Here is a 1,258-nt window from a genome sequence, read left to right as displayed (position 1 = left end):
CGGTTGCGTGCTGCTGTAGCTGAGAAACCCCGCCGCATTGATGACCGATACTTGAAACGTGGGGAAAATCGCCTGCGGAACATCGACCTCGCGCAAAAACCGATCAAAATTCCCAGGGTCGCGCAAATAAGCCTGCCGCAGGGCGAGGCTGGTACGATCAATATCCATCAACGCCGATAAAAGATGCTGCTCCGTCACCTCGGCCAAGGTTGCCGTCACCGACTCCATTGCCCGGACATGATGGTCGCGATTGGCGCGCAGGGCGAGGTCGACCGTTGCCCACACGATCCCCAGCAAGACGAAGCAAGCGACGCCGTGCAGCAGTATCAGTGGATATAGCCTGGCCCGAGGCACCATTGCGTTCCCATTCCCCAATCCTCGGCATTGGCGAGCCGCCCGAGGATTATGCTCCAAATCTTTCTAAATTCGATTCATATCGAATCAAGATTAATGCTCTCTTAGGATCGCCGGGCCAAAAAAACTAAACTTAGCCCCCAAAATAAGGCAAGCGCCGACAGCCACCAGCCCTGCCAGAGGCCGAAACTTACCAAAAGCGGGACGCTCGCACCCGCTAAAGCCGCAACCCCGGTGGCGCGCTCAATCCTTGGAAGGCGTCCTAAGGGCCGCGCCAATACCAAAAGCAGCGCCGGTAGAAGCGCGGCACCGCCGAGTCCCAATTCAAGCCAAAGCTGTAAAGCGCCATTATGGGGGTGCAGCGGTAGCAGCGGCACGGTGTCGCGCCCTAAGGTCGATTGCGCGCAGCTCGGCACCGGCGCATCGGGGGCCACCGCCCCCAAACGCCGCGCCGCATCCAGCCCCCAGCCGGTCCAGGGGCGCTGTTCGATCAGCCATCGGCATAGGTCCAGATCAATAGCCGGTGCGCGGCAGACGGTTTCCCGGCCCACAGTGCGCATTCCGCCGCCGGGGTCAGCGTAACCGGCAATAGCGCCGGGAGCAGCAGCGCGAGCGACACCAGCCCCGCCAGCAGCAGCGGCCCGAAGCGCCACAGCCCGATCACCGCCGCCCCGAAAGCCGCCGGAAGAATGAGTTTGGCGGCGAGATTGGCCGAAATCACCGCCAGCACAACCCCCGGCAGCACGAGGATAAGCCGCTGTGCGAGCGGAAATCGCGCCGCCAGCAGGCTCGGCCCGACCGCCAAAGCCGCCAGCACCGCGCTGCGGCCATAGGTGATGGCATCGACGGGCTGCCCGCGCAGCCAGCCGGTTAGCGCGCCTTGGGTCCAAAGATCGAGAACCGC

The 1,258-nt window shown here is 63.0% G+C and carries 3 protein-coding genes; all 3 read right to left on the bottom strand.

The window, feature by feature from the left end; translation table 11 throughout:
- Nucleotides 1-357, bottom strand: a 357-nt coding sequence (locus VZ95_RS18585; RefSeq protein WP_045777186.1) for a hypothetical protein, incomplete at its 3' end; no start/stop codon positions are given.
- Between the two features lie 101 nt (nt 358-458).
- Complete coding sequence (locus VZ95_RS22460) at nt 459-914, bottom strand: hypothetical protein (RefSeq protein WP_156995409.1); 456 nt, start codon at nt 912-914, stop codon at nt 459-461.
- On the bottom strand, nt 845-1,258 hold a 414-nt coding region (locus tag VZ95_RS26025), incomplete at its 5' end, for a hypothetical protein (RefSeq protein WP_198148397.1). The genes VZ95_RS22460 and VZ95_RS26025, both read right to left, overlap by 70 nt.

Origin of the sequence: Elstera litoralis, from assembly GCF_000963705.1 — a bacterium.
In the GTDB taxonomy this organism is placed as follows: domain Bacteria; phylum Pseudomonadota; class Alphaproteobacteria; order Elsterales; family Elsteraceae; genus Elstera; species Elstera litoralis.
The sequence above is the reverse complement of the archived record's forward strand: the minus strand, read 5'-3'. Positions and strand labels throughout refer to the sequence as shown.

What these genes read in the sequence shown, in the direction of transcription:
- VZ95_RS22460 (WP_156995409.1), bottom strand. Translation starts at nt 914, where the DNA reads ATGCGCACTGTGGGCCGGGAAACCGTCTGCCGCGCACCGGCTATTGAT.